Genomic DNA, 16482 nt, shown 5'->3' with positions numbered 1-16482 from the left:
CGCCGCCGGGGCCGCGCCGTGCTGACCGAAACCGGCTTCCGGACCCAGGACGTGCCGGAGGCCGAACGCCTCGACAGCTGGCGCGACTACCTGTCCGGGGCCTACGCCCCCGCCGAGATCGTCAGCACCCACGCCGCCGACTTCCCCGCCGCGCAACGCGTCCTCGACCTCGGCGCCGTCCGGCTGTGGACCGTCGAGCACCCCGCGATGAGGATGCGGCGGACCCCACGGCTGATCCGCCGCTCCGACCCCGGGCTCTACCACCTGTCCCTCAACGTCCGGGGGACCAAGGGCGTCGCCCACTGCGACCGCGAGGGCACGTTCACGACGGGCGACCTGGTCCTGCTGGACACCTCGCGCCCGTACCAGCTCGACGCGGCCGCCGACCACGCCCGGGACCGGGGCCCGGGCCTCATCCGGGGAACCGGTGTCTTCCTCCCCCGGGAGCTGCTGCCGTTACCGCCGAAGGACGTCGAGAAGCTGCTGAACCGCAGGCTCCCGGGCGACCAGGGTGTCGGGCACCTGCTCGCCCAGTTCCTCACCCAGGTGGCGGCGGACCCCGGCACCTACCGGGCGTCCGACGGTCCCCGGCTCGGCGCGGTCGTCATCGACCTGCTCTCCGCGCTGCTCTCCCACGTCCTGGAGGCCGACGACGCGCTCGCGCCCGGGAACCACCGGCGCGCCCTGGTCCTGCGCGTCCGGGCGTACATCCAGCAGCACCTCTCCGATCCCGGGCTGTCGCCGCGTACCGTCGCGACCGCGCACCACATCTCCCTGAGCCACCTGCACGGTCTGTTCAAGGACGAGGAGGAGACCGTCGCGGTCCTGATCCGTCATCAGCGGCTGCGGCGGGCGCGCGAGGACCTGGCCGCCCCGGGGCTGCGGCACGTCCCCGTCCACGCCATCGCCGCGCGCTGGGGCTTCCCGCGCGCCGCCGAGTTCAGCCGTGCGTTCCGCACCGCGTACGGGGTGACGCCCTCGGAGGTGCGGAACGGCGCTGCCGACCGGCTTCCGTGACGTTCCGATGTTCCGACGTTCCGGCGTTCCGGCCCGGCTCAGGGCCAGACACCGGAGAAGTCGATCAGCGGGGCCCATTCCGGGTGGTCGATCAGGGGGTTGCGGTTGCCCTGGATCTCGGCGACGGCCGCGTTGCGGTGCCGCTCGTGCTCGTCCACCGGTTCGGCGGCGTGCCAGGTGAGGAGGAGGGGCAGCCGGTCCCTGGGGAACTCGCCCGGTGTGTCGCCGACCAGCTTGGGGTAGCGCAGCAGGAAGTACATCGTGGCCCTGGCGACGGCTCCCTTGCTGTGCTCGGGTTCGAAGCGCTCGTTCTCGCGCATGCCGCAGTCGTGCCGTACGACCTCCTGGAAGCCGGGGAAGTCGAAGTAGGGGAAGTTGCCGCGGAAGCTGTTGCAATCCGGCTCGCAGGCGAACAGGTGGTGGAGGTCCCCGCGCATCGGCTCCCGCTTCGTGAACCACGACTGCGGGACGACGTGTTCGCAGTTGAAGGGCAGCGACGCCTCCAGCGCGTCGAGTTCCGCGGTGAGCTCCGCCGGGCCCGCCGCGCTCTCGCGGCGGAGGAAGTCCTGCAGGCCCGTGATACGGGCCGCCTCGGCGGCGGCGTCGGCGCGGATCAGCTCCTCGGGGGTGAAGCCCTTGCCCGAGTAGACGCTGTGCAGCTGGCGGTCGGGGTGGAGGTCGACCCACGGGTAGAGCATCCGTGCCGGGTTGTACGAGGGCCGGCGCGCGTGGGTGCCCTCCAGCAGCCCGGTCAGCGCGCGGCGCAGGCTGTCGCCGTTCTGCCCGGGGTCGATGTGCGCGTAGTAGGCGTCCCGGGCGGCCGTGTCGGCGGTCTCGTCGTAGTAGACGCGGGTCTCGCCGAGCCGGAGGTTGACCAGGGCCGCGCTCAGGTCCCGTTCGGCCGCGTCGGCGGCGATGCCGACGCTCGTCGTGTCCGGCCGGCCGGCCGTCGGGGCCACCGGCCGGTCGGCCGGCGGTGCGGCCGTGGTGGCGCCCGCGGCCGGGGTCGTGCCCAGCGACACCGGGGCGGTCCCGGGCATGCCCGGGGACACCAGGTCCACGCTCACGTTGATCCGCAGGGGCACGGTGACCTCCACGACGCCGCCGCCGGAGGACCCGAGCCGCACCGCGCCGTCCGCCGCGAAGCCGTCGGTGGCCGGCGACGCCAGAACGGGCCGTGCCGCCTGGGGGACGCCCTCGCCGGGCGACGGGACGGCCGGCGGGGTGAGCACCTCGTCCCTGAGCCGGGCCGCGGCGCCGGTCAGCGTGACCTGGCTCAGGGCCGAGAGGACGCGGCTGATCCGCACGCCCTCGTTCGCCTTCCAGGCCAGCTGGTTCTCGCCCATCTCCCGTTGCCACAGCGTTCCGTCGACGGCCAGGGGCCGGCCCGATGCGTCCGTCTTCGGCACGGCCGAGTGGTGGAGCGCGACGATCTCCCACTGGTCGTTGAAGACCGGCGAGCCCGACGAACCCGGTGCCGTGTCGGTCTCGTAGTGGACGAAGCGGTCCAGCAGATCGATGACCTGGTTCTCGCGCAGGGCCAGTTGTTTGGGCTCGCCGTTGGGGTGCTGGATGATGTTGACGAACTCGCCGAGGATCACCTTTCCCTGCGTTCCGTCCAGCGTCAGCCAGTGGAAGTCGCCCAGCCGCGCGCCCTGCTGATTGCGTTCCGCCACCGCGACCACGCTGAAGTCCAGTTCGCGGTCGGTCACGAAGAACCGCTGGGGCTCGAGCGCGAAGGCCACCGGGGTGAGCGGGCGTCCGTCGAGTCCCGCCTGGAAGTTGAACTCGACGAGTCCGCGGCTCGCCTCCTCGGCGCTGCGCAGCACATGGTTGTTGGTCAGCAGGAGCGAGGGGGACACCATGAAACCGGTCCCGAAGTGCCCGCCCCCGGGGGAGCCGACCGCCACGCGTCCGATCGACCGGCCGGCGAGGTGGCCGCCTTCCAGGAAGGCCACTCCCGTGAGGTCGTTGCGCCCCATCAGGCGTTCCACGCCGAGCACATCGGCGCCGAAGGCGTCGGGATCCAGGGGGAGGGTGCTGCCGGTGGTCGTGGCGGGAACCGTCGGCGTCCGCTCGATGGACCTGGCCAGGGACCAGTCGGCGTTCAGCCGTGCCAGTCGCTTCCGTACGCGCTCGGGTTCGTCCGCGTAGAGCACTCCCTGGCGGGTGAGGGTCCGGCGCGTCCTCTCCCGCTCCGGCGTCCGGTTCTCGTAGCGTTCGGCGGCCCTCCTCAGCTGTGACGCGTAGTCGGTCTCCGCCTGGGACACGTATTCCGCGGTGGCCATGAGCGCGTTCCTCTCCGCTTCAGGAGATCCCTTCAGGGTTCCGGCGGGTCAGGGTTCCGGCGGGGTTCAGGGTGAGGAATCCCTGCGGTGTCCCCAGCCGAGGACGTCCGGCTCGGGTGGGTGCCGGTAGACCTCCTCGGCCGGCTCCTCCACCTGCTTCCTGGCCCGTTCCGCCTTCTTCTCCTTCCTCTCCCGCTTCTTGCGCTCGTGTTCGGTGGCGCGGGTCTCGCGGGTCTCGTGGTGCTTCCTCTTCGGCAGCCCGGCCATGACGGATCCCACTCCCTCGGAAACTCTTGGAATTCCCGGAACTCCCGGAACTCCCGGAATTCGGTTCACTTTCTTCGGATCACTTTTCGGATCCCTTTTTCAGGTTCACACGGGTGGGCGCGGCACGCATCCTCCTCCGAACGCGCCGTGTTCCGGCCCCGCGGTCACACAGCATCGCCCGCCGGCGACCGAGAGCGACGCGTCGCCCCGGACGAGTGGACCGGTGGGTTCCGGAGAGGGAGCCTGGAGCCATGCGGTCGCTCTTCCGCACGTCTCCCCGGCCGGGGAAGGGCGCCTCAAGGCGGCGTCTGATCGCCCTGGGGGAATGCGTTCCGTTCGCGATCGCCCTTCTCGTCGTGGCCATCGAGTTCTCCCCCGCGCACTTTCTGTACACCGGCCCCCTGCTCACGGCGACACCGGCGCTGGCGGCGGTGACGATGGGACCCCGGGGCACCCTCGCCGCGGCCGGCGTGGCCACGGCCGTGGGGGTGGCCACGGCGACGTACAACGACGCGTGGGGGACCCAGCAGGTGTACACCAATTTCCTGGCGCTCTTCCTGGTGTCCGTGGCCAGCATCGCGACGAGCAGTGCCGTGCGGACCCGCAGGCGGAACGAACTCGACCAGGTGCGCCGGATCGCCGCGGCCGCGCAGGGGGTCATCCTGCGGCCCGTGCCCGCCCGGCTGGGCCCGCTGGCGGCCGCGAACATGTACCTCGCGGCCGAGCAGGGGGCGCAGATCGGCGGCGATCTGTACGAGGCGCTGGAGACCCGGTACGGGGTGCGGATGATCGTGGGGGACGTCCGGGGCAAGGGGCTGCCGGCCGTACGCGCGGCCGCGGCCGTGCTGGGCGCCTTCCGGGAGGCCGCGCACTACGAGGACGACCTGGTGGAGGTGATGAACCACTGTGTGGCCGCGCTGCGCCGCGAGTCCGCCGTGCCGGACGCGTTCGACCAGGTCGCCGTGCTGGAGGGGTTCGTCACCGTCCTGGTGGCGCAGGTGCCGGACGGGCACGTGGTCGAGGTGGTCAACCGCGGCCATCCGCCGCCGCTCGTGCTCCACCGGGGCGAGGTCCGGACCCTGATGCCCGCCTCCACCCTGCCGCCCCTGTGGCTTGAGGACTTCATGATCGGCCTCACCTGCGAGGCGGAGAGCCATCCCTTCGCCCCCGGGGACCGTCTGCTGCTGTACACCGACGGCGTGATCGAGGCCCGCGACCGCGACCACCAGTTCTTCCCCCTCCCCGAGGCCATGGAGGAGGCCGGGAGACAGCTGCGCCCCGGTGCCCCGCGGGACTTCCTGGAACAGCTCCACCGCGGGCTGCTCCGGCACACCGGGGGACATCTGGCGGACGACGCGGCGCTGCTCCTCCTCGACCGGCTCACCGAGGAGCCGTAGCCTCCGATCGGAATCCCCGGATTCCGCTGCGTCAGCGGGGCGAACGGGCTGTCGATCGTGTGGCGTAAGCCCGTGTCATCACTGGCCTCATCGCGTATGCGCGAGACGCACCATGTCCACCGCACCACTGGGGTCCCAGTACTGCCGCCCCTTGCGGATGTCAATCATCCCGTCCCTTCACAACTCCCGCACAGACGCGCAGGCTTCGAGCCGGGGTCCCTCGTCGGGAGGGACCCGACTTCCCGGTCGGACGCCGCGGGGGAAGGAACGGATATGGAGAAGGACGTCATCAACAACGACCCGCTGCAGGAAGACGGCGAGGAATACCAGGGCGGCATGCGCTGGATCGACATCCCCATCCTCGCGGGAGCACCTGAGTAGTACGTCAGGGGCGGACCGGCCGGGCAGAACCGACCGGTCCGCCCTTTACTCCCCCGTTCACCCCCTCGTTCCTCCTGATTCCCAGCCCTTCGCTCCCCGTAGGAGAGGTCGAACGTGCGCGTACTCCTGGTGAACATGCCCTGGGCCTCCATCGACCTCCCGTCGCTGGCACTGGGCATCCTCAAACGCAGCGTCGACGAGCGCGTGCCGGGCGCCCGGGCCGAGGTGCTGCACGCCAACATCGATTTCGTCGACTGGGTGACCGGGCGGACCGATTTCACACTGCGCGACTACGAGTACTACTCCCTTGCCTCGTATTTCATCGGATGCGGCGACTGGGTCTTCTCCTCCGCGCTGTACGGAGACCGTGAATGGAGGCTGGCGGAGTTCACCGAGGGAACGCGCGACAAGGTCGACGGACCGCGGCTGGAACAGGCGCGCCTGCTGCACACGATGGCCGGGGAATTCGTCCGGGAGACGGCCGAGCGCATCGTGGACATGGCACCGGACGTCGTCGGGCTCACCTCGACCTTCCAGCAGAACACCGCGGCGCTGGCGCTGGCACGGCACGTCAAGGAACTCGCCCCCGGCATCCACACCGTCATGGGCGGCGCGAACTGCGACGGGAAGCAGGGGGAAGCGGTCCACCGCAACTTCCCCTTCGTCGACTTCGTGGCACGCGGCGAGGGAGAGGAATCCTTTCCCGCCCTCCTGAAAGCGCTGCGCGAGACCGGGGGCGCGGGCGAGGGGGACTTCTCCGGCGTTCCGGGGCTGTGCCACCGCGACGGGCACGGTGGTTCCGTCGTGAACGCCATGAGCACCAAACCGCTGCCGCCGGCCTCGATCCTGCCGCCCGACTACACCGGCTACTTCGAGCGCCTCGCCCGGTCCGGCGCCCGTTCCTGGGTCGAGCCCAAGCTCGTCGTCGAGAGCGCCCGCGGCTGCTGGTGGGGCGAGAAGCACCACTGCACGTTCTGCGGCCTCAACGGATCGTTCATGCAGTTCCGCAGCAAGAACCCCGCGGCCTTCCACGACGAGATCCTGGAACTCGCCCGCAGACACCGGGTCCTGGACATGTACGTCGTCGACAACATCCTCGACATGAACTACCTGAAGTCGCTGCTCCCCCGCCTGACCGAGAGCGGACTCGGCTTCCGGTTCCAGTACGAGATCAAATCCAATATGAAGCGGCACCAGCTCCAGGTGCTGGCCGACGCCGGGGTCGTCTATGTGCAGCCCGGCATCGAGAACCTCAACAGCAAGGTCCTCGCCCTCATGGACAAGGGCGTCACCGGCTGCCAGAACGTACGGATGCTGCGCGACGCCTCGACCGTCGGGCTCTGCGTCGCCTGGAACTACCTCCACGGATTCCCCGGGGAGGAGGCCGCGGACTACGACGACGTGATCGCCCAGATCCCCGCGCTGGAACACCTCAATCCGCCCGGCGGACCGGCGGGACGCATCGCCGTCGAACGCTTCAGTCCCTACTTCAACAACCCCGGGCTCGGCTTCAGCGAGCTGCGGCCCGCCGAGCAGTACCGCATCATCTACGACCTGCCCGAGGCCGAGATGTTCGACCTGGCCTACATCTTCGACGTACCGCCCCGGGGAGCCCCCACCGAGGTCATCGACCGGCTCAACGCGGCCCTCGCCACATGGCAGGACTCCTACGCCGGCAGCCGCCTCGCCCACACCGACCTCGGCGACCGGATCGTCCTCGCCAACGCGCGCCGCGCCTTCGACTGGACCGCCCTCGAACTCACCGACCCCTACGAGATCGCGCTCTTCCGCCTCCTCGACCAGCCGCACACGGTGACGGCCGCCGCGCGCAAACTCCGCCCGGCGCCGGACGAGCGGGGCGACGAGGACGAGGCCCGGGTGCGCGAGACGCTCGTCCGCTGGCGGTCCCTGGGGCTGGTCTTCGCCGACGGCGGCCAGTACGTACAGGTGGCTCCGGCGGCGGCCAACCAGGAGCTGCTGCGCATCGGCTACCTGAGGGAGCACGAGAGCCGTACGGCGGCGGACCGCGCACCGCGTCTGCAGGAGGCGTCCGCATGACGGCGACGAACGGTACGGCGACGTCCGGCACCGCGTTCACGGCGACGGCCTGGCGGGACCACGACCCGGAACTGTGCCGACTGCCCGGCATGGCCATGGGCCCGGTCGACGTACCCGCCGGGCCGGCCGTCCGGGCCGCGCGGTCCCTCTTCGACGCGGGCGTACGGCGGCTGGCCCTGCCGCGGCCGGTACGCCTGACGGACGGAGGCGCCGGCACCGACGACGACGCCTGGGCCGTACGGGCCCTGAGCCTGGTCGGTGCCCTCACCGCGCTGGCGGTCGTCGTCGACTGGGAGGTGCACACCGCTCCGGAACCGGACGCCTGGACGGCGTTGAACCACCTCCACCCGCCGACCGCCCTGCACGGCCCGCCCCGGGCCGACGAGGCACTGCGGGAGTGGCGCACCGGCCACTACCTCTGCAAGTGCGTCCACCGCCAGGGACCGGGATTCGTCCAGGTCCGCGACCGCCGCCGCCGGCAGCTGCGCCGCTTCACCATCGACGACCCCGCCTACCGCGACGCCATCACCACCCTCGCCGACGGCGCCCCGGCGTCGGCGGTCCCGGAGGCGGTCCTGGCCGACCTGATCGAGGAGGAACTGGCACTCCCGGTCGGCGGACACGTCTGGTGGGCGCCGTACCTGGTCAGGCGGTGGCCACTGGTGTCACTGGTCATCTGAACCGGGTATCCGCGGGGTCAGGCTCCGGCCGGGTGCCTCGGTCGGGAAGATCCTGGCCAGGTGGTAGTCCAGCACGCGGCGTACGTCCGCCAGGGAGCGGCGGTCGTGGAGGACGTCCGTGCCGAGGCCCGTGGCTCCTGATACCAGGAGGTCGGCCTCGTGGCGGGCGTCCAGGCCCGGGGGTGTCGTGCCCGCCGTGCGGGCCTCCTCGATGATGCGTGCGACGAGTTCCTCCAGTGGCTGCTCGGCGGCGAGGAAGACGGCCGCGAGGTCGGGGTCGGTCAGGCTGCGCGCGTAGTACGCCGCGAACACCCTTAGGGCGAAGGCACGTTGGTCGTCCAGTGGCAGGAACTCGTCCAGCAGCGCGCGCAGGAGCGTGGGCGGGTCCGTCATGTCGGCGGTGATGCGCGTCCGGGCCAGCCGCTCGTTCTCGGCGTGCAGCAGGCGCAGCGCTTCGGTGAGGAGGGCGTGCTTGCTGTCGAAGTGGTACTGGACCACGCGCAGCGACACTCCGGCCTCGGCGGCGATGCGGCGCATGCTGGCCTCGTCCAGGCCGTGTTCGGCGGCGATGCGCCACACCGCCGCGGCGATCCGGCGCCGCTGGCGCATCCGGGTGTCCGTCAGCCGTGACGACGGGGGCGCGGTGACCGGGTCGGGCAGGTACTGCTTCCGCCGGCGGTACGCGCGTCCCTGGCAGCTCCGGGAGCAGTAGACGGCGGGGCGGCCCCGCCCCGCCGGAGCCATGGGCGTACCGCAGACCCGGCACGCCGTTCCCTTTTCGTCACGCCCATCACCGACCATGGCCCCGAAAATAGTGTGACGAAACGAGAGGAGTCAACCTGATGAGCGACAATTTCGCCTCTCCCTGTTGATACGTTCGTATCGTCAGCGTCACGAGCGGAAAGGCACTCGGCACCATGAAGTACGACGTCCTCCAAGTCCTCGGCATATCCGTCACGGCGGTCTTCGGCCAGGGCCTCGTCCGGCTCCTCGTCCACCACGACGACCTGGGCTTCCTCCGGTGGCTGCCGGGCGGCTTCACCTCCGCCCTCGTCGGCCACGTGGTCCTCACCGCCGCCGGCATCCTCCTCGCCGGCTGGGCCCACACCCGCGCCAAGGCTCTCGGCCGCCACCGCGCGTAGGACTCAACACCCGAGCCTGGTCTCCATCCACCGCACGCCGAACGCCACGACCTCGCGGGCCTCGAAGAGATGGCTCTCCGCCGCGCCGACGGCTCCGCTCGCCCCGATGCCGGCGGCGAGCATGTCACGGGCGATCACCTCGAAGGGCCACACACCGTCGGGCACCACGCCGGAGTAGTCGAACGCGCCGTCCTCCGAGTCGATGTCGTGGAAGCGCCGCCAGACGCGTTCGCCGTTCACGGTGATCGGCTGCTCGTAGTCCACGAACCGCTTGCCCGGCGCCCGGGCGATCGCCTCGGCGTGGTGGAGGAGGGTCAGGGAGTCGAGCGGGGCACCCAGGAGCAGCACGCGGCCGCCCGTCGCGACCAGCCGCGCCAGGGGGCTGTCCGGGCCGTGGGGATCGTCCCACGGGTGGTCGTCCATCAGCGTGTGGGCCGCCGGGCCCAGGGCGGCGAAGCTCACGTCGGGGTGGCGGCTGCGGACGGCGCCCGGGCGCAGCCGCAGGGCCTCCGGCAGCCGTCCGTTGTTGTGGTCGGCCTCGCTGCGGGCGGGGTCGTAGGCGGGGTGTTCGGCGCGTACGGTCTCCTGCCACTCCCGGGGCCAGTCGGTGAAGTCGTACGGCGGCGCGTCGTTCCAGCCGCACGTCACCATCAGGGTGCCGTTCTCGCCGACGACGTCGCGGAGCGCGTCGATGACGGTGTGGCTGCCGCCCGTCACATAGCCGATCGCCGACATGCGGGTGTGGAACATGACGACGTCGCCGTCCGCGAGGCCCAGCGCCCGGAGGTCCCGGGCGAGTCGGCCGCGGGTGACGGGTCCGTCGGAGCGCGCGAGCAGGGCTGCCTCGTCCATGCGGCTCACGGTAGCGGGCCCGCGGCCTGCCGCTCCGAGGGGGCTTGATCATCGTCTCGGCTAGGGTGTGCGGCCATGACGGACATGACCCGCCCGGACGACCGGCCCAAGCAGCGCTTCCTCGTTCTGCACGACTACGGGATGGGGGGTTCGTGGTGGTGGGTGCACGCCCGGTCGGAGCGGGAGATCCGGGAGACGTTCGCCTGGGTCGAGGTCGTCACCGACCCCGGGACACTGTCCTGGCGCGCGGACGACCACGATCTGGACGAGACCGACATCGACGCACCGCGCATGCCGGCGGGCCTGGACGGGTTCCGCGCCCGACGGGAAGCGCAGCGCGGGCATCCGGACTTCGGCGCCCTCGCGGACCGGGACGTCGTCCACCTGCGGCGGTCGTGGGACCCGGAGGACGAGGAGGACCCCGACGCGGCCGTGTACCTGCTGGAGGTGGGCTCGGACGGACGCCGGACGCGGGAGGTGGAGCTCGCCGCGGACGGTACGGCGATCAGGAGCGGCCCCGACGACTGGCCGTTCAACCCGCCGATCGTGGACCTCTTCGACCCGGAACTGGTGGGCCAGGAGATCACCCGGGAGGAGTTCGAGGAGGGCTGGGCAGGCGCCCGGCCCTTCGATCCGGCCGTCGATCTGTAGCCGGAGCCGGGCCGTTGTCACGGACAGCGGCGGGGCGACAAATGATGCGCCCGTACGCCCCTCGGGTCCATGGGGACTCCGCCGTCGAACGGGGTAGGAATCCACGGTGGTGTCACTGGAGGCCGCAAGCGACCGTGTGAGCACGGGAGTCGGGGAAGGAGTGCCCGGATGACGGACGCGGAGGAACGGGAGCCCGACCGGCTCACACCGGAAGGCCTGTACGTCAGACGCAGATTCCTCTCCCTGACGGCCGCGACGGCGCTGGCGTTCACCGCCGGGTCGCCGCACGCGCACGCCAGGGAGCTGTCCGCCGGGGACCTCGCGGAGAACCCGTTCACCCTGGGCGTCGCCTCGGGGGATCCGCTGCCGGACGCGGTCGTGCTGTGGACGCGGCTGGCGCCGCGACCGCTGGAGCCGGGGGGCGGGCTGCCGCCCTCGGGCGTCGTTCCCGTGGCCTGGGAGATCGCCGACGACGAGCGCTTCTCCCGCGTCGCCCGCCGCGGCACGGCGCGCGCCGACGCCGACGACGGCTACAGCGTCCACGTCGACGTCCGCGGGCTGGGGCCCGCCCGGACCTACTGGTACCGCTTCCGTTCCGGTGCCTGGACGAGCCCGGTGGGCCGCACCCGTACCGCCCCCGCCGCGGGCGCGAACCCCGGCCGGCTGCGGCTGGGCGTGGCGTCCTGCCAGCAGTACGACGAGGGCTACTACACCGCCCTGTCCCATCTGGCCCGGGAGGACCTCGACGTCGTCTTCTTCCTCGGCGACTACATCTACGAGAACGCCATCGACCCCGGGGCCGGCGACCGGCGGCTCCCCGAGGGCAGGAGGCTCCCCGAGGTCTTCGGCCACGAGACGGTCACGCTGTCGGACTACCGCCTGCGGTACGCGCTGGAGAAGACCGATCCCGACCTCCAGGCCGCGCACGCCGCCCACCCCTGGTGCGTGACCTGGGACGACCACGAGGTCGAGAACAACTACGCGGCGGACGTCTCGCAGGACAACGACCCTCCCACGGCGTTCCTCGTCCGGCGCGCCGCCGCCTACCGCGCGTACTGGGAGAACATGCCCCTGCGCCCCTCGCAGCGCCCCCGGGGCGCGGACATGCGGCTGTACCGGCGCTTCCGGCACGGGCGGCTGGCCCAGTTCGACGTCCTGGACACCCGGCAGTACCGCTCGGACCAGGCCTACGGCGACGGCTGGCAGCAGCCGGGGCCCGAGTCCGAGAATCCCTCCCGCACGCTGCTGGGCCCGGCCCAGGAGCGCTGGCTCGCCGCCGGCTTCCGCACGTCCGCGGCCACGTGGAACGTCGTCCCGCAGCAGGTGGCGTTCTGCCGCCGCAGGCTCACCGCCAAGAACTCACCGCTCTCCATGGACGCGTGGGACGGCTACCCGGCCGCCCGCGGGCGGCTGCTCGACGCGGCCCGCCGCGGGGGCGTCGCCAACCTCGTGGTGCTCTCCGGCGACTCCCACATCCATCTCGCCATGGACATCAAGGACGACTTCGACGATCCCTCCTCCCCCACGCGCGGGGTGGAGATCCTCGGCACGTCGATCTCCAGCGGCTCCGACGGCATGGAGAAGCCCGAGGACTGGGAGGAACTCCTCCGGGTCAACCCGCACATGGCGTACTACGCCAAGCGCCGCGGCTACGTGGTGGTGACCCTCACCCCGTCCCTGGCCCGGGCCGACTACCGGATCCTCCCGTACGTCACCCGCCCCGGGGCACCCGTCTCCACCGGCATCAGCCTGACCTGCGAGGCCGGGCGCCCCGGCTTCGTCAGGTCGTGACCCGGGCCGGGCGGTGACACCGGCCCGCCCCGCGGCGCTCCGGCCGCGGGGCGGGGTGGTCGGTGGAGGGTGGAGGGTGGAGGGTGGATCAGCCGCCGTTGAACGACGAACGAACGGTGTCGAGGGTGGCGTTCATGCGGTCGACCTGGCCCTGGGTGAACATGAACATCCCGGCGTCGTCCGTGTAGTCCATGTAATTCACAAACATATCGCCGTTGGGGCCGTTCGAGCACGTCAGCGTGGGGAACTGCGGCTTGCCGAAGTTCGGGCCGCCGGCGTTGGGGGTGTCGGCGACGAAGTCGCTGCCGCTGCAGCCCTCGTCGTCGCCCCAGATGTGCCGCAGGTTGAGCCAGTGCCCCACCTCGTGGGTGGCCGTACGGCCGAGGTTGAACGGGGCCGTCGCGGTGCCGTTCGTACCGAAGAACCGGTGGCCGATGACCACGCCGTCCGTCGCGGCCTTGCCGCCGGGGAACTGCGCGTAGCCGAGGATCTCGTTCGGGTTCAGCGGCTCGAAGAGGCGCGGGCAGACCCAGAGGTTGAGGTACTTGTCGCGCGGCCAGGCGTCGTGGCCGCCGGTGGAGTCCGCCTTGACGTCGTCCGTGCCGACGTTGAACTTGGTCTTCGTCGTCTGCGTGCGGGTGATGCCGTCGGTGGGCTGACCGTGCGGGTCGACCGTGGCGAGGGCGAACTCGACGCGGCAGTCGGCCACGAGCGGCTTCCACACCGGCGGGACCTGGGAGACGTCCGGGTTCTGAGCCCGGTAGTCCTGGTTCAGGACGTCGATCTGGCTGGCGATCTGGGCGTCGCTGATGTTCTCCTGCGGGGTGTTGAAGACCACGTGCACGACGACCGGGATACGGGTCGGGCCCACGCGTTGGGTGGACTCGGCGCCGGTCTCGTAGGCGAAGGCCATGTTCTCTATCTCGGCGCGGGCACTGGCGTACTCCGGGTCCTCCACCATGAGCCGGTGGTGCACCGGCATCGTCCCGCAGGCCCGTCGTGCCGGCGGGCCTGGAGTGGTCACATCGTTCTCGGACACAACTGCACCTCCGGATCGGGTCGCGCGACGCGACGGTGACCGGATGAGGGGCTGACCGCGGGCCGGGCCGGTGGAGCCCGGCCGGCGGTGCACAGGATCGTTCACTAAAAGGCTAAGACCTCGTGCATACCGGGGCAAAAGATGCATGGCCTCCGTACGGTCGTCGCATGGCCGTCGTCGTCATCGCGTGCTCATCATGGACAGCGGGGCCCCGGGGTCCAGGAGGGGAAGGATCGTTCCCTTGCCGGTCAGCGCCGCGTGCAGCGCGAGCAGGATGCCGGCCGAGCCGGTGGCCAGGTCCGTCGAGAGCCGGTGCAGCTGGTGGCCGGGGAAGGCCACCCGGTCCTGGTGGCGCACGAGGTGCCAGGACAGCCGGTCGAGCTGCCGGGCGAGCCGCTCCCGGGCCCGGGCCGTGCCGGCGCCCGGCACCGCGGTGCACGGAACGGCCTCGTCCGGCGCGGCCGCCCGGGCCAGCGCCCAGATGAGGCCCGCCCTGCCGTGGACCAGCCCCGGCACGTGCACGACCTGCGTGGCGCAGGCCTCGTCCAGCAGCGGCAGCGCCTCGGCGAGCCGCGGGTCCGGCCGGTGGCGCAGCAGCGCGCGGAGGGCGAGGGCGGCCCCGGCCGAGCCGGCGCCGAGGCAGACGGCGCCGCGCCCGCCGTCGACGAGTGCCATGCCGCGGCCGGCCGTCCTGCCGTGGGACAGGTCGCGCGTGAGCGCGGCGGCGGCCATGTTCAGCCAGCGGGTCTCGCCGGTGTGCTCGTAGAGCCGGGTGAGGAAGAGGGACTGGCCGCTTCCGCCGTACAGCAGTCCGGTCCGCCGCGTCCCGGCCGGTCCGGCGACGCTCTCCGTGGCGACCGCGAGGCCGGCGTCCAGGGCCTCGTCGGCCAGCGTGCCGTCCCCGTACCGTTCGGCGAAGTGGAGGAGGCCGATCCCGATGCCGGCCAGCCCGCCGACCAGGTCGTGGCCCAGGACGCCCCGCTCGCGCCGCAGTTCCGTCAGTTCCCGTGCGCGGTCGAGGACTTCGCGCGCCTGCCCGGGCCGGCCGAGCCGGTCGAGGGTGAGGGCGGTGCCGAGCAGGCCGTCGTAGAGCCCGGGCCGTACGTCCTGCGCGGTGCCGACGGCCCGCAGGAGCCACGCGACATGGCTGTCGGGCACCGGCCGGCCGGTCTCGGCCAGGGCGTGGAGCACGCCGGACGCCCCGTGCAGCAGGTTGACCGCGCCCTGCGCGGCGAACTGCTCGGGGTCCCCCGGGTGGAGCCGGTCCTCGCGGTCCGGTGTGGCGGCGGCCAGGATGCCGTCGGCCAGCTCGTCCATCACCCGGTGCCAGTCGGCCGGCGCGGCGCCGGCGGGGATGAAGAGCTCGCGGTCCGCCGTGCCGGTGGCGGCCGTGCGGCCAGGGGGGATACGACCGCCGCAGGCCCGGCGCAGCGCGACGACCGTGGCGGCGGTGAAGCCGTGCGGCAGCCCGAACAACTGCTGGGCGGCCCTGGCCAGGTGGCCGGCCTTGGCGGGGTCCAGCTCGATGAGGTAGGTGAGCGGGATGAAGAGGGCGAGCCGCATGCAGGCCAGCGCGTAGCGGTCGACGGCCGTGCCGGTGCGGGCGGCGGGTGAGACGAAGCCGGGGGCGCCCACGGGCGGAGGGGTGCCGGTGGCGAGGTCGAAGGACGACTCGAAGTCGATCAGGGCGAGCCGCCCGTCCGGGCGGACGATGATGTTGCGGGGGTGGAGGTCGCCGAAGGCCACGCCGCGCTCGTGGAGGGCGGTGACCATGCGGTCCAGCTGGCGGAGGAAGTCCAGGGCCCGTACCCCGTGCTCGGCGAGCGCCCGGGAGTCCGGTTCGCCGGCCAGCAGCGCGTCCCGGCCGGAGAACAGGTGTCGCTCCAGGACCTCGCCGTCGATGAACTCCTCGACGAGGTACTCGTGTCCCCAGACGGTCAGGTGGTCGTGGAGGCGGGGTACGAAGTCCAGGCCGTCCAGGCGCCGGAGGGTGTCGCGTTCGCGGCGCAGCCGGGCGACGGCGTCGGTACCGTCCCGGTCCAGCCCGGCCATGGGGCGGGCCTCGCGCAGGACGACGACGCGACCGTTCCGGCGGTCCCGGGCCTGGTAGACGCCGCCCCCGTTGGAGGAGCGCAGGGTGCGTTCGATGTCGTACGGGAAGTCGTCGGGCCGGTCGTCGGCGCCGGCCGCCGCCTGTTCGGCGAGGAAGTCCGGGACGGGGACCCAGAAGGGCACGGAGTGGACCGGCCGGCGGAGGTCGGGCACCAGGCGCGCGCCGACGTCGTGCGGCGCGGGCTCGGCCGGTTCCGGCTCGTCCGGGCCGTCCGTGCGGCGGAACGGGCCGTACCGGACGTAGAGGGGGCCGTCCTGCCAGCGCAGGTCGCTGATGAGGGGCGGGCCGTTCCGCCCGGCCAGCTCCGGGGACAGTCCGTACAGCACGCGCCGGAGTTCGTCCTCGTCGCGCGGGTAGAGGGTGAGGAGCTTGCCGCTGCGACCACGCGGCGCGTGGGCGGAGTGGGCGTTCCGGACGGCCGTGCGGCTGCGCAGGAACTTGACGCCGACGTGCTGCGCGAAGCAGAAGCCGAGGACGGCCTGGATGACGTCGAGGGCCGTGTCGGGGGTGCCGGAGACGTAGACCTTCCAGCCCTGTTCGGGCAGTGTCACGTCGTCGGGACGGAGGTGGACCCATACGCCGTCGTGGCTCCGGGTCCATCCGTGGGGCACCGGTTCGAGGGCCGGGGGGTGGAGGTCCTCCGTCGCGCCGCGCCGTCCCGGGTCGTCGTAGAAGACGGGGTCCGTCTGGCAGAACGCTTCGTAGTCGGACGAACGCACGTGACGTATCTCCCTCACAGGCACGGCACCGCGCGGGGGTGGCGTACGGCGGAGCTCGGACGCCGGTCCCGTGCGGTGTTCAGCTGA

Annotated in this window: 13 protein-coding genes; 7 read left to right on the top strand and 6 right to left on the bottom strand. The window is 72.1% G+C overall.

Annotation, left to right across the window (positions count from 1 at the left end; all coding sequences use genetic code 11):
- Window positions 1-18: 18 nt before the first annotated feature.
- Window positions 19-1017, top strand: a complete 999-nt coding sequence (locus tag AC07BS_RS25265) for an AraC-like ligand-binding domain-containing protein (protein WP_478649371.1) — start codon at window positions 19-21, stop codon at window positions 1015-1017.
- 38 nt (window positions 1018-1055) lie between these two features.
- On the opposite strand, the gene AC07BS_RS25260 is transcribed toward AC07BS_RS25265, so the two are convergent.
- Window positions 1056-3305 carry an endonuclease gene (locus AC07BS_RS25260; RefSeq protein ID WP_478649368.1) on the bottom strand — a complete coding sequence of 750 codons (2250 nt, stop codon included), beginning with the start codon at window positions 3303-3305 and terminating at the stop codon, window positions 1056-1058.
- 66 nt (window positions 3306-3371) lie between these two features.
- Window positions 3372-3572 carry a hypothetical protein gene (locus tag AC07BS_RS25255; protein ID WP_478649365.1) on the bottom strand — a complete coding sequence of 67 codons (201 nt, stop codon included), beginning with the start codon at window positions 3570-3572 and terminating at the stop codon, window positions 3372-3374.
- Window positions 3573-3823: 251 nt separating this feature from the next.
- On the opposite strand from AC07BS_RS25255, the gene AC07BS_RS25250 reads away from it, so the two are divergent.
- From AC07BS_RS25250 to AC07BS_RS25240, 3 genes are all read left to right on the top strand, one after another.
- Window positions 3824-4969 (top strand): PP2C family protein-serine/threonine phosphatase, encoded by a 1146-nt coding sequence (locus AC07BS_RS25250; RefSeq protein ID WP_478934590.1) that lies wholly within the window; start codon window positions 3824-3826, stop codon window positions 4967-4969.
- A gap of 495 nt (window positions 4970-5464) precedes the next feature.
- The gene (locus tag AC07BS_RS25245) at window positions 5465-7408 is read left to right on the top strand and encodes a RiPP maturation radical SAM C-methyltransferase (RefSeq protein WP_478934589.1); all 1944 of its coding nucleotides are present in this window, start codon (window positions 5465-5467) and stop codon (window positions 7406-7408) included.
- A complete protein-coding gene (locus AC07BS_RS25240) occupies window positions 7405-8088 on the top strand; it encodes a DUF5825 family protein (RefSeq protein ID WP_478649357.1) in 684 nt (227 codons plus the stop codon). The genes AC07BS_RS25245 and AC07BS_RS25240 overlap by 4 nt, the downstream gene beginning before the upstream one ends.
- On the opposite strand, the gene AC07BS_RS25235 is transcribed toward AC07BS_RS25240, so the two are convergent.
- Entirely contained in the window at window positions 8074-8832 is a 759-nt protein-coding gene (locus tag AC07BS_RS25235; RefSeq protein ID WP_478649354.1) for a TetR/AcrR family transcriptional regulator, read from the bottom strand. The genes AC07BS_RS25240 and AC07BS_RS25235 overlap by 15 nt on opposite strands.
- Window positions 8833-9005: 173 nt before the next feature.
- On the opposite strand from AC07BS_RS25235, the gene AC07BS_RS25230 reads away from it, so the two are divergent.
- Window positions 9006-9230 (top strand): hypothetical protein, encoded by a 225-nt coding sequence (locus tag AC07BS_RS25230; RefSeq protein WP_478649351.1) that lies wholly within the window; start codon window positions 9006-9008, stop codon window positions 9228-9230.
- A gap of 3 nt (window positions 9231-9233) precedes the next feature.
- On the opposite strand, the gene aac(3) is transcribed toward AC07BS_RS25230, so the two are convergent.
- Entirely contained in the window at window positions 9234-10082 is an 849-nt protein-coding gene (aac(3), locus tag AC07BS_RS25225) for an aminoglycoside 3-N-acetyltransferase (RefSeq protein WP_478649349.1), read from the bottom strand.
- A gap of 75 nt (window positions 10083-10157) precedes the next feature.
- On the opposite strand from aac(3), the gene AC07BS_RS25220 reads away from it, so the two are divergent.
- Window positions 10158-10733, top strand: a complete 576-nt coding sequence (locus tag AC07BS_RS25220; RefSeq protein ID WP_478649346.1) for a hypothetical protein — start codon at window positions 10158-10160, stop codon at window positions 10731-10733.
- Between the two features lie 168 nt (window positions 10734-10901).
- On the top strand, window positions 10902-12524 hold the full coding sequence (locus tag AC07BS_RS25215; protein ID WP_478649344.1) for an alkaline phosphatase D family protein: 1623 nt from the start codon (window positions 10902-10904) through the stop codon (window positions 12522-12524).
- A gap of 88 nt (window positions 12525-12612) precedes the next feature.
- On the opposite strand, the gene AC07BS_RS25210 is transcribed toward AC07BS_RS25215, so the two are convergent.
- Together AC07BS_RS25210 and lanKC are read right to left on the bottom strand one after the other, a co-directional pair.
- The gene (locus tag AC07BS_RS25210) at window positions 12613-13563 is read right to left on the bottom strand and encodes a zinc metalloprotease (RefSeq protein WP_478649341.1); all 951 of its coding nucleotides are present in this window, start codon (window positions 13561-13563) and stop codon (window positions 12613-12615) included.
- Window positions 13564-13743: 180 nt separating this feature from the next.
- Complete coding sequence (gene lanKC, locus AC07BS_RS25205; protein ID WP_478649338.1) at window positions 13744-16395, bottom strand: class III lanthionine synthetase LanKC; 2652 nt, start codon at window positions 16393-16395, stop codon at window positions 13744-13746.
- Window positions 16396-16482 lie beyond the last annotated feature (87 nt).

Source organism: Streptomyces sp. NPDC044063 (assembly GCF_056434285.1).
This window is presented reverse-complemented; position numbering and strand designations above follow the sequence as displayed.

Bases quoted from the DNA above. Each gene is read 5' to 3' on its own strand.
- AC07BS_RS25260 (WP_478649368.1), bottom strand. From the start codon at position 3,305: ATGGCCACCGCGGAATACGTGTCCCAGGCGGAGACCGACTACGCGTCA.
- AC07BS_RS25255 (WP_478649365.1), bottom strand. From the start codon at position 3,572: ATGGCCGGGCTGCCGAAGAGGAAGCACCACGAGACCCGCGAGACCCGC.
- AC07BS_RS25250 (WP_478934590.1), top strand. From the start codon at position 3,824: ATGCGGTCGCTCTTCCGCACGTCTCCCCGGCCGGGGAAGGGCGCCTCA.
- AC07BS_RS25240 (WP_478649357.1), top strand. From the start codon at position 7,405: ATGACGGCGACGAACGGTACGGCGACGTCCGGCACCGCGTTCACGGCG.
- AC07BS_RS25235 (WP_478649354.1), bottom strand. From the start codon at position 8,832: ATGGCTCCGGCGGGGCGGGGCCGCCCCGCCGTCTACTGCTCCCGGAGC.
- AC07BS_RS25230 (WP_478649351.1), top strand. From the start codon at position 9,006: ATGAAGTACGACGTCCTCCAAGTCCTCGGCATATCCGTCACGGCGGTC.
- AC07BS_RS25220 (WP_478649346.1), top strand. From the start codon at position 10,158: ATGACGGACATGACCCGCCCGGACGACCGGCCCAAGCAGCGCTTCCTC.
- AC07BS_RS25215 (WP_478649344.1), top strand. From the start codon at position 10,902: ATGACGGACGCGGAGGAACGGGAGCCCGACCGGCTCACACCGGAAGGC.